At 38.0% G+C, this 17,176-nt stretch carries 20 protein-coding genes; 10 read left to right on the top strand and 10 right to left on the bottom strand.

Translation table 11 applies throughout. From position 1 onward, the window contains the following. Positions 1–48: 48 nt before the first annotated feature. Entirely contained in the window at positions 49–222 is a 174-nt protein-coding gene (locus tag ACSQ6I_RS16995) for a hypothetical protein (protein ID WP_438891467.1), read from the top strand. A gap of 233 nt (positions 223–455) precedes the next feature. On the opposite strand, the gene plsY is transcribed toward ACSQ6I_RS16995, so the two are convergent. From plsY to ACSQ6I_RS16975, 4 genes are all read right to left on the bottom strand, one after another. Beyond that, a complete protein-coding gene (gene plsY / locus ACSQ6I_RS16990) occupies positions 456–1,136 on the bottom strand; it encodes a glycerol-3-phosphate 1-O-acyltransferase PlsY (RefSeq protein ID WP_438891466.1) in 681 nt (226 codons plus the stop codon). A 177-nt stretch (positions 1,137–1,313) separates the two neighbouring features. Continuing rightward, on the bottom strand, positions 1,314–2,600 hold the full coding sequence (locus tag ACSQ6I_RS16985) for a DUF3086 domain-containing protein (protein WP_438891465.1): 1,287 nt from the start codon (positions 2,598–2,600) through the stop codon (positions 1,314–1,316). 63 nt (positions 2,601–2,663) lie between these two features. Beyond that, positions 2,664–3,080, bottom strand: coding sequence for a DUF3119 family protein (locus ACSQ6I_RS16980; protein WP_438891485.1), 417 nt, complete (start codon positions 3,078–3,080; stop codon positions 2,664–2,666). Positions 3,081–3,245: 165 nt separating this feature from the next. Continuing rightward, positions 3,246–4,043 carry an MlaE family lipid ABC transporter permease subunit gene (locus tag ACSQ6I_RS16975; protein ID WP_438891464.1) on the bottom strand — a complete coding sequence of 266 codons (798 nt, stop codon included), beginning with the start codon at positions 4,041–4,043 and terminating at the stop codon, positions 3,246–3,248. A gap of 380 nt (positions 4,044–4,423) precedes the next feature. On the opposite strand from ACSQ6I_RS16975, the gene ACSQ6I_RS16970 reads away from it, so the two are divergent. From ACSQ6I_RS16970 to ACSQ6I_RS16935, 8 genes are all read left to right on the top strand, one after another. Then, positions 4,424–4,720, top strand: coding sequence for a hypothetical protein (locus tag ACSQ6I_RS16970; RefSeq protein ID WP_438891463.1), 297 nt, complete (start codon positions 4,424–4,426; stop codon positions 4,718–4,720). Positions 4,721–5,160: 440 nt separating this feature from the next. Then, the gene (gene sppA / locus ACSQ6I_RS16965; RefSeq protein WP_015216880.1) at positions 5,161–5,982 is read left to right on the top strand and encodes a signal peptide peptidase SppA; all 822 of its coding nucleotides are present in this window, start codon (positions 5,161–5,163) and stop codon (positions 5,980–5,982) included. 194 nt (positions 5,983–6,176) lie between these two features. Beyond that, on the top strand, positions 6,177–6,590 hold the full coding sequence (gene aroH / locus ACSQ6I_RS16960; RefSeq protein WP_438891462.1) for a chorismate mutase: 414 nt from the start codon (positions 6,177–6,179) through the stop codon (positions 6,588–6,590). Between the two features lie 40 nt (positions 6,591–6,630). After that, positions 6,631–6,918 carry a hypothetical protein gene (locus tag ACSQ6I_RS16955; protein WP_438891461.1) on the top strand — a complete coding sequence of 96 codons (288 nt, stop codon included), beginning with the start codon at positions 6,631–6,633 and terminating at the stop codon, positions 6,916–6,918. Between the two features lie 433 nt (positions 6,919–7,351). Continuing rightward, positions 7,352–8,410 carry a hypothetical protein gene (locus ACSQ6I_RS16950; RefSeq protein ID WP_438891460.1) on the top strand — a complete coding sequence of 353 codons (1,059 nt, stop codon included), beginning with the start codon at positions 7,352–7,354 and terminating at the stop codon, positions 8,408–8,410. Between the two features lie 270 nt (positions 8,411–8,680). After that, positions 8,681–8,842 (top strand): hypothetical protein, encoded by a 162-nt coding sequence (locus ACSQ6I_RS16945; RefSeq protein WP_438891459.1) that lies wholly within the window; start codon positions 8,681–8,683, stop codon positions 8,840–8,842. Between the two features lie 519 nt (positions 8,843–9,361). Next, the gene (locus tag ACSQ6I_RS16940; RefSeq protein ID WP_438891458.1) at positions 9,362–9,592 is read left to right on the top strand and encodes an addiction module protein; all 231 of its coding nucleotides are present in this window, start codon (positions 9,362–9,364) and stop codon (positions 9,590–9,592) included. Beyond that, the gene (locus ACSQ6I_RS16935; protein WP_438891457.1) at positions 9,589–9,912 is read left to right on the top strand and encodes a type II toxin-antitoxin system RelE/ParE family toxin; all 324 of its coding nucleotides are present in this window, start codon (positions 9,589–9,591) and stop codon (positions 9,910–9,912) included. The genes ACSQ6I_RS16940 and ACSQ6I_RS16935 overlap by 4 nt, the downstream gene beginning before the upstream one ends. A gap of 107 nt (positions 9,913–10,019) precedes the next feature. Here the strand turns inward: ACSQ6I_RS16935 and crtR are convergent, their stop codons facing one another. Beyond that, a complete protein-coding gene (gene crtR, locus ACSQ6I_RS16930) occupies positions 10,020–10,910 on the bottom strand; it encodes a beta-carotene hydroxylase (RefSeq protein ID WP_438891456.1) in 891 nt (296 codons plus the stop codon). A gap of 360 nt (positions 10,911–11,270) precedes the next feature. On the opposite strand from crtR, the gene pyk reads away from it, so the two are divergent. Beyond that, positions 11,271–13,040, top strand: coding sequence for a pyruvate kinase (gene pyk, locus ACSQ6I_RS16925; protein WP_438891455.1), 1,770 nt, complete (start codon positions 11,271–11,273; stop codon positions 13,038–13,040). Between the two features lie 274 nt (positions 13,041–13,314). Here the strand turns inward: pyk and ACSQ6I_RS16920 are convergent, their stop codons facing one another. From ACSQ6I_RS16920 to ACSQ6I_RS16900, 5 genes are all read right to left on the bottom strand, one after another. Next, a complete protein-coding gene (locus ACSQ6I_RS16920; protein ID WP_438891484.1) occupies positions 13,315–13,419 on the bottom strand; it encodes a hypothetical protein in 105 nt (34 codons plus the stop codon). A 156-nt stretch (positions 13,420–13,575) separates the two neighbouring features. Further along, positions 13,576–13,989 carry a type II toxin-antitoxin system VapC family toxin gene (locus ACSQ6I_RS16915; protein WP_438891454.1) on the bottom strand — a complete coding sequence of 138 codons (414 nt, stop codon included), beginning with the start codon at positions 13,987–13,989 and terminating at the stop codon, positions 13,576–13,578. After that, entirely contained in the window at positions 13,986–14,216 is a 231-nt protein-coding gene (locus tag ACSQ6I_RS16910) for an AbrB/MazE/SpoVT family DNA-binding domain-containing protein (RefSeq protein WP_438891453.1), read from the bottom strand. The genes ACSQ6I_RS16915 and ACSQ6I_RS16910 overlap by 4 nt, the downstream gene beginning before the upstream one ends. Before the next feature lie 115 nt (positions 14,217–14,331). Next, positions 14,332–15,423 carry a glycosyltransferase family 4 protein gene (locus tag ACSQ6I_RS16905; protein ID WP_438891452.1) on the bottom strand — a complete coding sequence of 364 codons (1,092 nt, stop codon included), beginning with the start codon at positions 15,421–15,423 and terminating at the stop codon, positions 14,332–14,334. A 2-nt stretch (positions 15,424–15,425) separates the two neighbouring features. Beyond that, positions 15,426–17,168, bottom strand: coding sequence for a hypothetical protein (locus ACSQ6I_RS16900; RefSeq protein ID WP_438891451.1), 1,743 nt, complete (start codon positions 17,166–17,168; stop codon positions 15,426–15,428). Positions 17,169–17,176: the final 8 nt, after the last annotated feature.

Here is a 17,176-nt window from a genome sequence, read left to right as displayed (position 1 = left end):
AAAACTATTTGCTACAGTCAATGTCTGGTACATAGGAAAACAACAATTATGAATAACAAACTGTTCACCAGCTTATCTATTGAACAGCAAGAAAGTGTTTCCGGTGGTGTGACATTAGGTTCTCTGATAACTTCACAATTAGAAAATTTAAACGCACTATCAATACCAATACCTGATAATATATCAGCACTTGATACATTCCTGCCACCAAACGAAATATAACCAATTAATTTACGGCATAACAGACTTAAATAGAAATTAGAAAACCGCTAGAAAATATTAATTCTAGCGGCTTTTATAATTATTGAAGGAGGCAGGAGGCTTTCTTAGAGGGAGATTCAAACCCACCTCTAATTGAAGACCGCCAAATCACCAGATTGTGGCTCTTGACTTAAACCCAAATGGTCGTGGCAAAAAGGCTTTATTCTTAATTAAAAATTTTCCCTTCCCAACAATTATGCTGTCTGTTCCGTTTCTGTCTCTACCTTCTGTCCAATTTTTGGTTCAGTACCTGCCAGCAATCTTTCAATATTACTGCGGTGACGGACAATTACATATAAACCCCCAGCGATACCAAGTAAAATATAGGGTAAAGGTTGATGGAAAATTACCATCAGAATAGAAACAGCAACAGCACCAGCAATAGAACTCAAAGACACAATTCTGGATATCGCTACAACAACAGCAAAAACCCCTATTGTGGATAATCCAACCTGCCAACTTAAGGCTAACAAAATCCCCACACCAGTAGCTACAGATTTACCACCAGTAAAACCTAAAAAGACTGATTTACTATGACCTAAAATGGCAGCTAATCCTGCTAAAGTTCCTAACCAAGGTTGCCATAGTTCTACATTTAATGTTGATGGAGTTAAATTTTGACTGGGAGCAAGATTGAATAAAACATAAACGATATTTATTGCTAAAACTCCCTTTAAGCAATCAATTAATAACACAAAAGCCCCTGGAACTTTCCCTAAAGTTCTCAGTACATTTGTTGCACCCGTTGAACCAGACCCAACTTCCCGAATATCAATACCTTTTAACAGCTTTCCGGTAATATACCCAGTAGGGAAAGAACCCAACAGGTAAGCTAATAAAACAACAGCCCCACACAAAGTTAACCAAATAGCCATAATAATTCGTAATTCGTAATAGTGCTTCCAGAAGACTACACCAACTTAATTTCAATCAGTTAGAGCTTGTACCCTCTTCAATTAAGAATTAGTAATTATTTGGTCACTAGTCTAGAGTGAAATATTGTTACTAATGACCAATGACTAATGACCAATGACTAATGACCAATGACTAAATTAAAATTCATCATCAAAATCACGATCTCTCATGGTTTTGGGGTCAGGTGCAAAAGCTAACCACAAAGGGAATTGTAACAATCCTAAGCTAATTTGCTCCTCTGAATCATCAATGATAATTAAAGGCAATTGATTGGCTTTAACCAATCGGTCTGCTTTTTGGGCTAAAGCTGTAGGTGCTTCAAACAAAACCACACCTCTATCAGGGCCAAAATCTGGACGGCCAATTCCCAAACAATCTTGTAAACCGCGTCGCCATTCACCCAAACGTTCTGGTGTATTGGCTAAAATTAGAGTGCGTGTGCGATCGCCATGTAACTTGTGTAATATGGAAATTGCTGCCGATGCAATCAAGATATTCTGCAAACGGCTACCCATTGTCCGTAAAGCACCCCGTCCCCCCAAGGTGAAAAACCAATTAGAAACTCGTTCTGCATGAATTGGTTCAAAAGTTCGTCGCAACTGCCACACAGCGCCATAATAATCGGGTTGGTTGCGGTATTGGTCAATTAAACGGCGAATTTGTTTGGTTGTATCTTGAAACTGTTGTTGGGCCAATTGCAATGTAGGTGGCTGTTGTTCAACAGGTTTAGCCTCTTTCACCGCTGGTTTTTCTCTTTCCCTCACAGCCGGAACCAGTTGCAATTGCTCTGCTGCTGATGCTAAATCTTGTAAACTACCTGTGAGATAGTCTTTAAAACCCTGTACCCGAATTGCCAAATCTTGAGATGTTCCCGCAAAGGTAGTTCGCATTTCATTACGAATACGTTCTTGACGGCGTTCTAGTTGTTCTACAGAAATTTGCAACGCTTGTTTACGTTGTTCTAACAGCACTAAGGACTCTTGCACCATTTTCGAGAGTGCCGTTTGGGTTTCACTTACTTGTCCTTGAAGGGTTTTGTAAGTAGTTTGTAATTGGGATATTTCCGCTTTTAGTACTGCTTCAGTTGCTTGTAAATCGGCTACTCGTTGCCCTATTTGTGCATATAGTGAATTAAGCTCTGCTTCTGACTCCAGCACCCCAGTTTCTACTGCTAATTGTGTCACTACCTCGCTTTTAGATTCTTCTTGAGGTTCTACTGTGAAATCTTCGGGTTCTGTATTAGCGATGGATGATGCAAAAGAGGCATCATTTGTTTGTGGTTCATCTGCTAAAGTTGGTACTTCTGTTGCCTGTACTGACTCAGAAGATATAATTTCTGGGTTTTCACCTGTAGGACTTTGTGCTGGCGTTTCTTCCCACCATTCATCAATTGGTTTTGGGGTTTGAGATTCCTCTGGGTTCATAAACAATAGTAAATTCCTAATGATGCGAATAAATAGCTTTGAGAAATATACAATCTTAAAGCACTAAATACGTGGACAACGCTGTTCTAAGCAAGATTTTAAGGCGTTGGGGTCAAATAAAATCGGCAGAAAGTGAATGCTATTAATTTCTTTAAAGTAAAACAAAATGGGAACTCTATTCCAGAAAATTCGCCAGTTTTGCCATTCTTGGTAAGGAAAACGCCGAATTAATTTTTCCCCTCGGTAAATATCAAAATCGGTGGTTGTAAATTGACAACGCAGTGTTACAGCCTGCAACATCAAAAACAAACCCATCACTGTAAACACTCCTCCTACCCAAGGTTGTACTAGCAGTAGGGGAATGGCTGCAAGCACTAAGATGACAGGGATATTGTAACTTGGCTTGAGTTCCACAGTCGAGGTAGAATTAGGCGCTAATGAACTGGTCACAATCTTTTCTCCTGTTTTGTCAGTAGATATTAATCTTTTATTTTAGTCATTAGTCATTGGTCATTGGTCATTGGTTATTGGTTATTGGGAAGAGATTATAAATAATTTTCTCCCTGCTCCCTGCTCCCCTTCGACTTGTCTTCGACACACTACGTGAACGCTCAGGGCAAGCCTGCTTCCTTCTTCCTTTCTCCTTTACATCCCTTGTGATAATCCACTACCAGGCCCCTGAAACATTAACCAAGAAAGAAAGAAGTTGCTAACAAAAATAATCAGCAAGGCTGTAACAACAGCTGTTGTGGTTGATTGTCCCACACCTTTAGCTCCTCCTGTTGTGGTTAAACCCCAACTACAGCCGATGATGGCTATTAAAACGCCAAAGCAACCGGCTTTAATCATCGCACTACAAATATCCCAGATACCCAGAAAGTTACGGGCTGAGTCTAAAAATACTGTATCTGAGAGATTGTAAATGTTGGTGGCAATGATTAATCCCCCAAACATCCCAGTGACTAAGGATAGCAGGGTTAAGATGGGCAACATTAATAAACAAGCTAGGAGTCTGGGAATAACGAGGTAATCAATGGGGTCTGTTTTTAACATTAACAGAGCATCAATTTGTTCTGTGACTCGCATTGTCCCAATTTCCGCTGCAAAGGCAGAACCAACCCGTCCTGCCAAAATCACTGCTGTTAGCACTGGGGTGAGTTCCCTTGTCAAGGCTACGGCCAAAACTCCGCCAACTAGGTTTCCTGCACCAAAGTTGATAAATTCCCGCGCTACTTGAATGGTAAATACTGCACCCACGAAAATGGCTGTGATTAAGGCGATAAATAGGGAATCTGGACCAACTGCGGCTAATTGCTCTAGGGTGTTGCGCCGATGGATTTTGCCCTTGAGGAGGTGAATTATTATTTGTCCACCCAAAAAAATCGCTGCCAGCAATCGCTGACTCCATGCTCCTAAACTGAATTTGGATATAGTCTGGCTCAATGTTCTTTAGCTAACTCGGTAACTGCTTTAAGAATAGCGAAAGTCATCACTCATTTTTCATGAATTTTTTTTGTCTCTCTTCTTTTCGGGTCAAACGTTAACTTACTTTAAATACTTTCTCATATAATTAAGCTATTATTAAGCGTGATGCAATATATTTAGATTCGATTTTTGAAGATAAAAGTTCGATAAATCAAGGGTTTTGGAGTTTATAAGCTCTTTAATTAGCGGCGGCATTTTATGAAACTGATTGGGTTCTCTTTTAATGAAAACTTAAGATTTTTGACATATTGAATGTTCAGGAGCGATCGCACTTATTGTAGAAGATGACGTGCAGTTGTTCAGCCATCGTCTACATTAATCCCGGAGCTTGCCTGATCATGAGCATATTTGCTAACTTTCTCCGATCTCTCGTACTCACCACTGTTTTCAGTTTTATCGCGCCTATTTTCTTCGTCGGCGGTACACTGGTCTTTTTATGCCTTTCTGGTTACATCCCAGGCTTACAAGGCATAACTGAGAATATTCCCAATCAGATTCTGCATTTTCTCGCCACCTTTGGTACTGGTAGTCCCCTCAATGGTCTATTTGTCATTAGTCTGACTTGCGCTTTTGTTGGCGGGCTGTTTGATATCTATGCTTATTACCGCTGTCAAATTCTCCGCATTGATTCCTGAATATTGATCACTCTTGCTGATGTCTTTAGATAACTTACAGCCCAGTTAATCTTCACTAAAATATCTTCCTAGCTGTTTGTAACTCCAGTTATCTCTAGTACGACCAAGTATTTATATTCATGCCCAAATTTAGTCGTTAGCAACTTGTGGCTAATGACCAGGCTTTGCTATTAAACTGTAATTATCTTTGACTACAGCTTTAATGTGTGATTGTGTCCAACCACTGCAAACATTTAGTAGAGAAATAGGTGTTTGAATACATATTCCTTTATGAAGAAATATAGCAAAAATATAGCCAATAAAACTATACACAAAATCTAAAATTTTCCTTAAGATTTTAAATAGTCTTATGCCTGCTCACCTTTCTTAACAGAGTTAGGGAGGTCGTCTGACCGCTGGACATCTTATATTAAGTCTATTAATAGGTGATTGGATTGCTCATGGTTTGGCCTTTTAAGCCCAGATTTCGTAAACAAATTGCTCGGATTGAAATTACTGGTGCGATCGCCAGTGCTACCCGCAAACGGGTATTAGAAGCTCTGAAAACTGTAGAAGAAAAGAAATTTCCAGCTTTACTGTTACGCATAGATAGTCCTGGCGGTACAGTAGGAGATTCCCAAGAAATCTACAGCGCTCTGAGGCGGTTGCAGAAAAAAACTAAAATTGTCGCCAGCTTTGGCAATATTTCGGCTTCTGGCGGCGTTTACATTGGTATGGGAGCCGAACACATTGTGGCTAACCCCGGCACGATTACAGGCAGTATAGGTGTGATTCTGCGGGGAAATAACTTAGAACGCCTCCTAGAAAAAGTTGGTGTTTCCTTTAAGGTGATTAAGTCTGGACCATACAAAGACATTTTGTCTTTTGATCGGGAATTGACAGAACCAGAGGAAAACATTCTGCAACAATTGATTGATGTCAGTTATCAGCAGTTTGTGCAAACCGTAGCCGAAGGACGTTCTTTAGCGGTAGACACCGTAAAAACTTTTGCTGATGGCCGCATCTTCACCGGAGAGCAAGCCTTAGAGTTAGGTGTTGTAGACCGCTTGGGAACAGAAGAAGATGCACGTCGCTGGACAGCCGAATTAGTCGGACTTGATCCAGAAAAAACTCCTTGCTATACGCTGGAAGAACGTAAACCATTGCTGAGTCGAGTTCTACCTGGGAGTCGTCTGAAGAAATCAGGAATTGGGGCTGGAATTGATTGGCTCGAATTTGAAATGTCTACAAGTGGTTTACCCTTGTGGTTGTATAGACCGTAAATTAATTGTCAATAGTCACTAGTTACAGCAGGGAACAGGGAATAGGATTGAAAGTTTTGTTGTATATGGCTTTGTGCTTAAATTTCGTACCTCCTGCAACCTGCAATCTGCTGTAATAGTCTTTGCGCTAATGACTAATGACTAATGACTAATGACTAATGACCAATGACTAAAATATTAGGAGGATTTTGGAAGTGGAATGGCAAATGCGAGCGATTCGTGGTGCAACAACCGTTGCAGATAATAGCGTGGAAGCAATCCGAGAAGCGGTGACAGAACTGCTTGATGAACTGGAACAACGGAATGAACTCCAACCAACAGAAATGATTAGCGTTACTTTTTCTGTCACACGAGATTTAGATGCTATTTTTCCAGCCGCGATCGCTCGCAGTCGTCCTTTATGGGATAGTGTAGCTATGTTGGATGTCCAGCAAATGCACGTTGAAGGCAGTTTACAGCGTTGCATTCGGTTTTTAATCCACGCTTATTTACCAACTTCCGCCCCCATTCACCACATTTATTTACGTCAAGCGGCTAAATTGCGCCCAGACTGGGGTTTATCGCAAACGTTACAAACCTCACAGCCAGTAATTAAAACAAAAGCTTAAAATCAGCAGGTCAATAATATTATGTAAAAGTTAGCGCCAAATGAGCTATTACAGTGGTGACGCGGCTACTCAACCTGCTGCTATTGGTGGTAGTATTTTCACTCATCGAGGAACTGGTATTTGTGTGAAGTTAGAAGATTTTTTGAATATTCTCTCCAAAGGTGAAGAGCCGCTTGTCATTGTCACCAGTGAAGGTTTTTTTACGAAAATATATAAATATGTGACTGCGTATAAGGGTTTTGTGTTTTTCACAGAATCCTTAGATAAATTGCAATTTGGTAGCAATATTGAAGTAATTTATGCCCAGAGTTTAGGAACGGATATTTGATAAAATCAATCAGATGGCGGATAGGTATCAATTCCTCGCTGGTGAGGAGTTATATTCGACATTGCGTTTAAAAGATCATTAAAGCTTCTGCTTCTTTATCTGGCAGGAGTTTCATCATATATGTCACTTTTTTGAGAACAAAGAAATCGGGTTCTTCGGTTTTTTTATGGAAAACCTGGTTCAAAATCATTGAAAGCCTTATCCTGTAGGCATTTCATTCAAAAAGGATCATAATCCCTTATAACCCTTACGTGGCAAGGGTTTTTTTATAAACAATCCTCAGCCACCATAAAAACAACGCAAGAGCCAGAAATCGTAACGGGTTAACCGATAGACAAATAGAATATTGTATTGAGGCTTGGCAAGTCTTATGCGGTGATAGAGATAGGCCAACTGAGTGGTTGGCTAGTGAATCTAAGTTAGGAGAATGACTATGATTACAAGAGTAGAACCCAGCGGTGTCATACTAAAAGATATTTGTGAAATTCAAACAGAAAAGTGTGTTGCAGAATATTCATCGGCAGCCATTACTGCTGTTTGGTATTCCCCAGGACGTAAACAGGTTAATGTATGTCGCTCCTGTTTTGATGAAATGGTACGTAGAGGAGAATGGGAGGTTAAAGGTGCTAGGTTAAGCCCTCGCCCTGAAAATATGTCTCTCATGACATTGTATAGTGAATTAGAAAATATTTTCCGTCAACAAATATTAGATAGTTATCCATCAGATTGGAACGAAGATTTCATTACTAGAAAAATATTTTTTGAATATAGAAAACTATTTCGTAATATTCAAATTGATGGTTTATCTTCACTACCAATCAAGATTAATTCAGCAGCATATAAATTTACTGGTAATCCTGAAAGGCAATTTGGCGACATAGGGTTTATTGTAAAGATTATATATCCTGGTAGCCATCCTTTTGAGGGTGTCACTTCTCTTGAAGCAAAAATAAGACATAAAACAACAAGAAAATTTGCAGAAATTAAAGGTAAGCAACTAAATATAATTAGTAGTAATGTCAAATATCCTATGTTATTGATGTATGATTATCAACCCATCGAAAAGTTTCATGATTATTCATTTTTTCCTTCGACGACAAAACGAAATCATGCAGTAGTTGTACCTGTTGATATAGTAGAATCAATTATTAGAGAAATAGATCCTTATTATCCTGAGAAAGATAAAAATCACAAAATTTCTATAGATGGTAAGAGTATATATAAATTTACTGTTCCCTTAGCTTATCAAATACTATTTAGATACTTTCGAGGTCTAGATTTAGATTTTAATCAAAACTTGATAAGAAGTATGAAAGGTTATGAAAATGAAGAATTTCCGCTATCATATAATTTAAGAGAAGCACCATTACCTCAATATCTTTTACTAGTTAACGTTAATTATGGCGATTCTGAAACAAATATGGAATTTGATATTAATACAGGTATTTTTAGAGAAATAACATCTTCAGAAGAACAGGAATTCGATTTTTAAGGAAATTATAACATCAGGTAAATTGTACAGATAAATCATTCAGTAATATTACACCCTAACTTAACTTGATACTAGTTGCAAGCTCTGGGTTGTTCCCTAGCGTACAAAAAATCGTTTGGTACAGAATCCCCAATCTTGTTCTATTGAACATCACAAATTGTTTAATTTAGCAATATCTAAAGATACAAAAAATATGTATTTCAATATACTACTCAAATCAAGGAAAATTTGCTAGTCTATTTGTACTACTTGTAGTTAAGGAACTAATTAATGAGTAAAAAGAAAAAGAAAAATTTAGGTGATGATTTTAGCTTTCCAAAGTTTAAAGGTGCAAATGGCATAAAAAGCCCCAAGGAAAAACTTCTTCCAGAACTACCAGCACCACTACCAGACATCAAAATATCAGAGCCACCACAGCGAAATCTCAACTGAGAAATATTTTTGCTTAATCCTCGTTTAAATTTTGGTATTGCATTATTAATACATTTTAACTTCCATCTCACATCAGTCCCAACAACCGCTGATAAGTAGTCGTGCAAAATAAATTGTACATTTAGGAGAGGGAACAGAAAACGGGAACAGGCAACAGAACCAGATTCCAGGGATTTCTATTTTTTGGAAAAATGTCTAATTAATTTTGCCGAGGTACTTATTGGTGTCAGATGTAAGTTAACCTTTTTGATCAACTGTCCGAATCAAAATTAGTAAAAATAATCATAGTGGGTAAAGAAAGGGAATTGAAGCCTTAGACTCTCTTATTATTGCTTACAAGGCTGCGGGTGATGCACTTCCAGAACCAACAGTTTGTCAAGCAGCATAAGCAAGCTCAATAAGGCATAAATCTCAAAGATATAAACCTTAAGCAATCGCCTTTCATTACAATCTAACGATTATAAATACCAGATACGAATCATCAATTTATAATTGAGCATAGAGCAGATGGTAAAAAACATGACTGAAATTGCCGAAAAACTCAAAATTGAACTCTCTCAACTCTCTATACAAGATCGTGCGGAACTTGCCTACTTTTTAATTCATTCTCTAGAAGAAAGTATAGATGGTGATGTTGAGGTTGCTTGGGATAGAGAATTAACTAGAAGACTAGACGAAATCCTGAGCGGAAAAGCTATTGGTGAATCATCGAATCAAGTATTTTCTAAGTTGCGAGAGAAGTATTCGTGAAGCCAATCATTATCCACACCGAAGCTATCAGGGAGTTTGATAGTGCGATCGCTTACTATGAAGATCAAAAGATAGGATTAGGGCTGGATTTACTATCTGAAGTAGAAGAAGTTCTAGGGAAAATACAACAAAATCCCAATTTGGGAGCGCAACACACAATTGCAGAGGTACGTCGTTACGTCATCCAACGGTTTCCATATCTCATTTTCTACGTAGAATTAGAGGATTTTATTTGGGTGATTGCGATAGCTTCGCTCGCCGCAGGCATCGCACATAGAAAGCGAAGACCAAATTATTGGAAAAATAGGCAGATTGAATAAATATTGTGGGGTGGGCATCCTCGGACTGAGCAGTTCGACAAGCTCACTGTAAGACCTGTCGAAGTCTTGCCCGCCCTCATTACAAATATTAGATGCAGAAAATCACATCAATCGTGATGCTGATTAAATCGAATTCCCAGAAAAACATCATACAAGAACTCAAAAAAATCCTTTTTCTGCAATAACCCGGAAGTTTGCGGACTACCCTTTTCATCTAGCAACGGCTTCATCATATAATAGGCTGGTTGGTAATTATACCAAGGAATCGACGGCCATAGATGATGAATGAGGTGGTAATTCTGCCCCAAAATCAGGATATTGAGAACCTTACCAGGATAGACGCGGGCATTTTTCCAGCGATTTCTTTCCACAAATGGACGATGAGGTAAATAATCAAAAAATAACCCCAAAGCAATTCCCACCAAAAACGCCGGAATAAACCAAAAATTGAGAATATAGCCCAAAAAATGATATTGGACAGAAATATAAACAATAGTAATGATAATTAAACGGCTAATAAACCATTCCAGTAACTCATATTTCCGCCACAATTGCCGTTGAAAGAAGAATACCTCATGGTATAAAAATCTAACTGCAATCAACCATAATGGACCACCTGTAGAGACATAATGATCAGGATCATCTTTAGGGTGATTGACATTACCATGATGCTGCAAATGTACCCGTGTAAACACAGGGAATGCAAAAGCTAAAATTAAGGCGCTACCATGTCCTAACATGGCATTAATCACCCGGTTACGATGGGCTGACTGGTGACAAGCATCATGAATCACCGTCCCCGAACAATGCAAGGACAGAGTGTTAATGCTAAAGCATAGCCAATGTGGCCATTCCCAAACCCAATAACCAAAGTTAGATAACACCAACATTGTCACCACTACAAAAAACAGCAGTAGTGTGGGATTAAAATCACCAGGAGGTGCTAAAAGTTCCTTGGTTGGGATTGTCAGTGGCTTTTGTGCCTCCGACGTGAGCATTACTAACTCCTTCTTCATCAAATATTACGAATATACGACAAATCTTAGTAAAGAGTAAAGTTATATAAAGTTTTATATGACAAGATTTATCTGCTGTCTTTGCTGATTAGCAGATGAATGGCGCTATGATTCCAGACTAGACCTATGTATTTACTGACGACTAAAGTTTAACCAGTGCTAATGCTTTCATGGCAAAAATCTACCTTAAAGAGGATGCCGATAAGATTAGTGTACTATATCTAGTCTATCCCGCTAATTCCTTCTCTAACTGCTGACATCATTGATATAGCAGTGACTGAAAAGGAGATGCCGCTTAATATACGATTACTTCCCAGATAGATTATTTTGAAATCAGTCCCTATGCAATTAAGAGATTCTCTGCGCCGAACCAAAATTGTTGCTACTATTGGTCCTGCTACCAGCAGTCCAGAAATGCTGAAGGCAATTATTGAAGCGGGTGCAACAACCCTGCGGTTAAATTTCTCCCACGGAACTCATGCTGACCATCAACGTAGTATTCGCCTAATTCGGCAAACCGCTTTTGAACTCAATAGACCGGTAGCAATTCTCCAAGATTTGCAAGGGCCAAAAATTCGCTTGGGTAAGTTTGAAAATGGTTCTATAATTTTGGCGAAGGGCGATCGCTTCACCTTAACAAATCGTCCAGTTGTAGGAACCCAAGAAATTAGTTGCGTTACCTACGATTATTTAGCAGATGAAGTCCCCGTTGGTGCCAAAATCCTCCTCGATGATGGACGAGTGGAAATGGTCGTAGAAGACATTAACCAGGACAAAGGCGATTTGCATTGTCGCATTACCGTTCCTGGTAAACTTTCTAACAACAAAGGCGTAAACTTTCCGGGAGTTTACTTATCAATTAAAGCTATGACCGACAAAGACCGAGAGGATCTGATGTTTGGTCTAGACCAAGGTGTTGATTGGGTAGCACTTTCCTTTGTCCGTAACCCCCAGGACATCATCGAAATTAAAGAGCTAATTTCCAGCACCGGCAAAAATGTGCCTGTAGTTGCCAAAATTGAAAAGCACGAAGCCATTGAACAAATGGAAGCGATTCTGTCTTTGTGTGACGGTGTAATGGTTGCTAGAGGTGACTTAGGGGTGGAACTACCAGCGGAAGATGTACCCATACTGCAAAAACGGCTAATTGCTACAGCAAACCGCTTGGGTATCCCCATCATTACTGCTACCCAAATGCTAGATAGCATGGTCAGTAACCCCCGTCCCACCCGTGCGGAAGTCTCCGATGTCGCAAACGCGATTTTAGACGGTACAGACGCGGTAATGCTTTCCAATGAAACCGCTGTTGGTAGTTTCCCGGTGGAAGCTGTAGCGACAATGGCCAGAATAGCAGAACGCATTGAGCAGGAAGAAACCCTAAACGCTAACTCCCGTCAGTCAAGAGATAACAGGCGTTCTATTCCCAATGCTATTAGCCAAGCTGTTGGTCAAATTGCTGAGAATTTGGGCGCAGCGGCAATTATGACTTTGACACAAACCGGTGCTACAGCCCGCAACGTTTCTAAATTCCGTCCCAAAACGCCAATTTTAGCCATCACACCCCATGTCAACGTAGCAAGGCAGTTGCAAATGGTCTGGGGAGTAAGACCGCTGTTAGTACTAGAACTACCTTCCACAGGTCAGACATTCCAAGCAGCTATCAACGTTGCTCAAGAAAAAAACCTCTTAACTGAGGGTGATTTGGTAGTGATGACTGCTGGTACACTTCAGGGGGTTTCCGGGTCAACAGACTTGATTAAAGTGGAAGTGGTGACTGCGGTACTAGGTCAAGGAATTGGTCTAGGTCAAGGTTCAGTGAGTGGTCGCGCTAGGGTAGTTCATACTGGTATGGATGCAAGTAACTTTAACCCTGGAGATATTTTGGTCGCATCCCGCACTGGTGTAGATTTTGTGGAAGCGATTCGCAAAGCCGGGGGAATTATTACTGAAGAAGAAAGTCTCTCAAGTCATGCAGCCGTAATTGGTTTACGTCTCGGTGTACCAGTAATTGTTGGTGTGAAGGAAGCGACCAAGGTAATTAAAGATGGGGCAATTTTGACTTTAGATATGCAACGAGGTTTAGTTTACTCTGGGGCTGTGGGAACACCGTAAATAATTAAAAATTAAAACAAATAATTTTTGGTTTTTAATTTTTTTAATTTCTAAACTGTTTGTTTTTCAAATATAACCCGTTCATAAATCTGGCGATAGGGAATTTGACAGTTAGCAGAAACTAAAGTTAGAATTCCCTCTTCATCGTCAGATTCACTAAATAGCCAATTACCTTCTTTGGTTTTACTATATTGTTCAATATGACTTTGATATTGGTCAATTATATATTATATTCTTTAAATTCAGGAAGAGAACGGTAAAAGGTAAATTTATCTCATCTATCTCGACTACTGGTAGATTTAGAAAGAACTTCAAATATAATTCTAGGATTGATTACTGTATCGGTGCGTCTTTCCTCAAATACTGGTTCATCTTTGATGATGAGAATATCAGGATATGTATATTCATTAATAACGCGGAATCCATAGACAATAGAGATGGATACCCAAGTTCTTAAAGATTTAGGGGATCTGGTATTGGGTATTAGTGTTCATATAAACAATTTTTTAGGATCTACATCTGACGTTTAAGGTTTTTATGAAGATTCTGGAACTATTAGTTCTACAGTAGGAAAATAAGTTCGGTAGCGATTGACATCTCTAGTTAAAAGTATCATGTTTGTAACGGCTGCATGAGCGCCTATGTAGAAGTCAGGTAAAGGAGATTGTTTAGTTCCACCTTGTTGACGATATTGTGTAAAACATTTCCCTGCTAAAAATGCTGCTTCCCAAGGTAGGTCTAAACGGTGAAAAAATTTTATAGGTAAAATGGCTTCTAGTTCTTCTATCTTTTTAAAACCAATTGAAACTTCGGCATAGATAATGGGATTAATGTTAAGTTTTGTTTTTTCAGCATATTCAGTTAACTTATTAGCCGACCAATCAAACCAATTTGGATCTTCTGTAACAATATCAAAGATTATATTGCTATCAACCAATATTTCTTTCATTGCTCTTGTCTAGTTAGTGCCATTATTTCATCAGTTGTCATTTTGACTGTAGCTTTACCTCGCATCTTTTCTATCAGAGTTTTACCAGAGGTGGGTTTCGCTTTAGTTTTTTTTACGTAAACTGCGTCTCCGATGACTTCAAATTCTACTTCTGTGTTGGGTGTAAGTCCTAATTGCTCTCGTATTTCTACGGGAATAGTTACTTGTCCTTTGGATGTAATTCTCATGTTATTGCTTTCAAGTAAGAACTTTCTTACTTTTAGTATTACATATTTGAGTATTGAATTAAAGTTCTTTTTTATCCATTGTCGAATTTCCTCCTGTTTAGGAGCATAAATTCTCTTAAAGATATTGTTTTAAAACCTCAACTGTAGCAAGTCCTGTTTTTTCCCAACTAAATTGATTTGCTCTGGTGATACCTTTTTGAGAAAGTGTTTTTCTCATTTCTGAATCGTTGATTATTGCTTGCATTGCTTCTGTGATTTCCCCTGCGTGATGGGGATTAATGAGAATAGCAGCATCTCCAGCTACTTCGGGAAGGGAGGAAACATTAGAGGTGATGACGGGAGTACCACAGGCCATTGCTTCCAGGACAGGAAAACCAAAGCCTTCCCACAAACTGGGAAAAACGAGTGCGATCGCTTGATTTATAATTTTTGGTAGTTCACTATAAGGTACATAGTTGAGGAATTTGACGCGATGAGTTATACCCAGTTCTTCAACTTGCGCTTGTAATAATGGGGTGTAGCGTTTATCGGTAGGTCCTGCTAACCATAGTTCATAGTCCCTCTCGTTAGGTAGCGCAGCAAAGGAAGTGATGAGTCTCTGCAAGTTTTTGTAAGGGTCTTGACGACCGATATATAGGAAGTAATTACTGGTGGGTAAGTTGAGCAAGCGGAAGTGAGTGCGATCGTGTGCTAGGGGAATAGGTGTTATTTTACTAGTAGGAATTTGGTAAAAGTCGGTAATGTCTTTAGCTGTTGCTTCTGAGTTACAAATAATATGTTGTGCTTGTTTAAAAACTTGGGGAGTGTAGTAACGATGGTATGGTGTCAACGGTGAGAAGGGTTTGGGAAAGCGCAATGGTATCATGTCGTGAGACATGACTATAAAACGACAGTTACTGTAAAGGGGTGCTTCTGGTATTGGGGAGAATAAAAGTTGAGATTTAAAGTTTTTATATATTTTTGGTAGTTGAAATTGTGTCCACATTAACCGGCGTAAATGTCCTTTAATACCGTCAGCAGGAGTAAGATTATTTGGGACTGAGTAGCAAGTGAATTCAGGATATTTTTTTGCTGTTAATAGAGTAGGTTGGAGAGATTTTAAATAAGGAAATAAATTTAAAGCATAGTTACTTATCCCTGTTGGTTGAGAGAAAAGAATAGATAAATTTATGATTAATTGAGGAGCAGATGTCTTGATTCCATTCATAACTAGCTCATATAAAACATAATTTTTTTAATAATTTTCTTAATAAAGTTAAATCTCTTTAAATTATTTCTAGTTAAGTTAATTGATGTCATAATCACTATCAAAATCAAAGGTTTAACTACAGATAGGCATCTGATAACTAAAATATCCCCTGTTTTAGATATATGGATTGACCTCGCTAAAGTTCGTATTCTATACTGGAATTCTGTTTCATACAGCAAATCAGACACCATATTAACAAATAATAAATTTTTACTCCCCCAAATATACTCTTCATAAGGTGATGGCCGACGACCCAGGACGAGGTTGAAGGCTAAATGAGTTTGTGTAACTATATCTATATCTTTAACTGCTTGACATACTGAAGGAGTATTCAAAATATCTATACACCCATTATTTAATTCTCGAATATTTTTAACAGTAGATAAATTTACTTGATGCAACTCTAAATTTTCATCGTTAACTACAACGGACTTAATTTTTTGCAAGAAATCACTACCCAACTGATGTAAAGCTGTTTTTATTTCTTTATAGACTAATAAATAGTCTAATAAATAAAAGTACCAATACAGTAAAGTTTCTTTAGAAGTTGTTTTTATACCAAGTTGATGAGGATTCTGACTATACTGGATAACTAATGCAGGCCATCTGTAAGAAACTGACTCAAACTCTAAATAAGGATTGAATCTCACTAGATAGCCAGCTTTTGTAAAATCGTGACAAAACTTGATATCTTCTACTTCATTCCAAAATAAACTTTCATCCTGGGGAACTTTCAACATCAAGGAACGTTTGACGATGTAAATTCCACCAGTAATGTAACACCATTGATCCCAATCTTGTGGCTCTAGTATTCCAACACTGTCACAAGAACGATCTTTTTTTTCAGTTTCCAATGGTCTAGCATAGGTCATCCAGTCTTGACAGCGCACTGGTGTAGGATCAAGATGAGATGGATAATATATTTGTTTTGCCCCTAACAAATCAAAGTCATTACCCCATTGTTCCATTTTTTCTACAAAATCTAATGGAATAATGTAGCGGTCATGGAGAATTACTAAGTTTTCGTATTTAGCCTTTTCACATATTAAATTCTTCTTTTTAGTTATCCAGCCTTTATCATCATTTTCACTAAATGGAATATATTTTATATGTTTTTTCCCCAATAATGGAAGCTCATATTTACCACATATAATAACTTCCCATTCTAATAAACCTAAAGTTTCAATTCTTTGAATTTGCGTGTTGATAAAGTCATTCTTAGTTCCATTGGTAATATAACTAAAAGTCCATTTTTTTATATCACTTTGGTTAGATAAGTTAGTTGTGGAAATTTTTTGTAAGCATAAACAAAATAATTTTTTATCTATAAACAATTTCAATTGATTGATAAATCTAAAGTGATTTTTATGGATTTCCAAGAAAGTTAAATCAGGTTCACACTCTGTTACTATTAATAAATATCCTGACGAATTAAGAGTATGATAGTATTCATATAGAATTAAAGGATCATATTTCGTCATAAATAAACTATTAATACTAATCAATAAGTGAATATCAGATTCTTTAAAACTCATTGATATGCGATAGCACTGGTTGATTAATGAATTATCAAATAGAAAGCAAGAATCTTCAAAGTCAGTTTTCTCATCTCTAAGAGTAGAAGTAATTAATGTATTTTGCTTATCGATATGAGATAAACAAAATTTTTCCATCAATTGCTCTATAAGTTCTTTATTAAACATTTATTTAT

The organism is Anabaena sp. WFMT, from assembly GCF_051781005.1.
Lineage (GTDB): Bacteria > Cyanobacteriota > Cyanobacteriia > Cyanobacteriales > Nostocaceae > Anabaena.
Note: the sequence above shows the minus strand (reverse complement) of the source record. Positions and strands in the feature narration are given on the sequence as shown.

Coding starts and splice junctions, on each gene's coding strand:
- ACSQ6I_RS16995 (WP_438891467.1), top strand. CDS start 49: ATGAATAACAAACTGTTCACCAGCTTATCTATTGAACAGCAAGAAAGT.
- plsY (WP_438891466.1), bottom strand. CDS start 1,136: ATGGCTATTTGGTTAACTTTGTGTGGGGCTGTTGTTTTATTAGCTTAC.
- ACSQ6I_RS16985 (WP_438891465.1), bottom strand. CDS start 2,600: ATGAACCCAGAGGAATCTCAAACCCCAAAACCAATTGATGAATGGTGG.
- ACSQ6I_RS16970 (WP_438891463.1), top strand. CDS start 4,424: ATGAGCATATTTGCTAACTTTCTCCGATCTCTCGTACTCACCACTGTT.
- sppA (WP_015216880.1), top strand. CDS start 5,161: ATGGTTTGGCCTTTTAAGCCCAGATTTCGTAAACAAATTGCTCGGATT.
- ACSQ6I_RS16955 (WP_438891461.1), top strand. CDS start 6,631: ATGAGCTATTACAGTGGTGACGCGGCTACTCAACCTGCTGCTATTGGT.
- ACSQ6I_RS16950 (WP_438891460.1), top strand. CDS start 7,352: ATGATTACAAGAGTAGAACCCAGCGGTGTCATACTAAAAGATATTTGT.
- ACSQ6I_RS16945 (WP_438891459.1), top strand. CDS start 8,681: ATGAGTAAAAAGAAAAAGAAAAATTTAGGTGATGATTTTAGCTTTCCA.
- ACSQ6I_RS16940 (WP_438891458.1), top strand. CDS start 9,362: ATGACTGAAATTGCCGAAAAACTCAAAATTGAACTCTCTCAACTCTCT.
- crtR (WP_438891456.1), bottom strand. CDS start 10,910: ATGCTCACGTCGGAGGCACAAAAGCCACTGACAATCCCAACCAAGGAA.
- pyk (WP_438891455.1), top strand. CDS start 11,271: ATGCAATTAAGAGATTCTCTGCGCCGAACCAAAATTGTTGCTACTATT.
- ACSQ6I_RS16915 (WP_438891454.1), bottom strand. CDS start 13,989: ATGAAAGAAATATTGGTTGATAGCAATATAATCTTTGATATTGTTACA.
- ACSQ6I_RS16910 (WP_438891453.1), bottom strand. CDS start 14,216: ATGAGAATTACATCCAAAGGACAAGTAACTATTCCCGTAGAAATACGA.
- ACSQ6I_RS16905 (WP_438891452.1), bottom strand. CDS start 15,423: ATGAATGGAATCAAGACATCTGCTCCTCAATTAATCATAAATTTATCT.
- ACSQ6I_RS16900 (WP_438891451.1), bottom strand. CDS start 17,168: ATGTTTAATAAAGAACTTATAGAGCAATTGATGGAAAAATTTTGTTTA.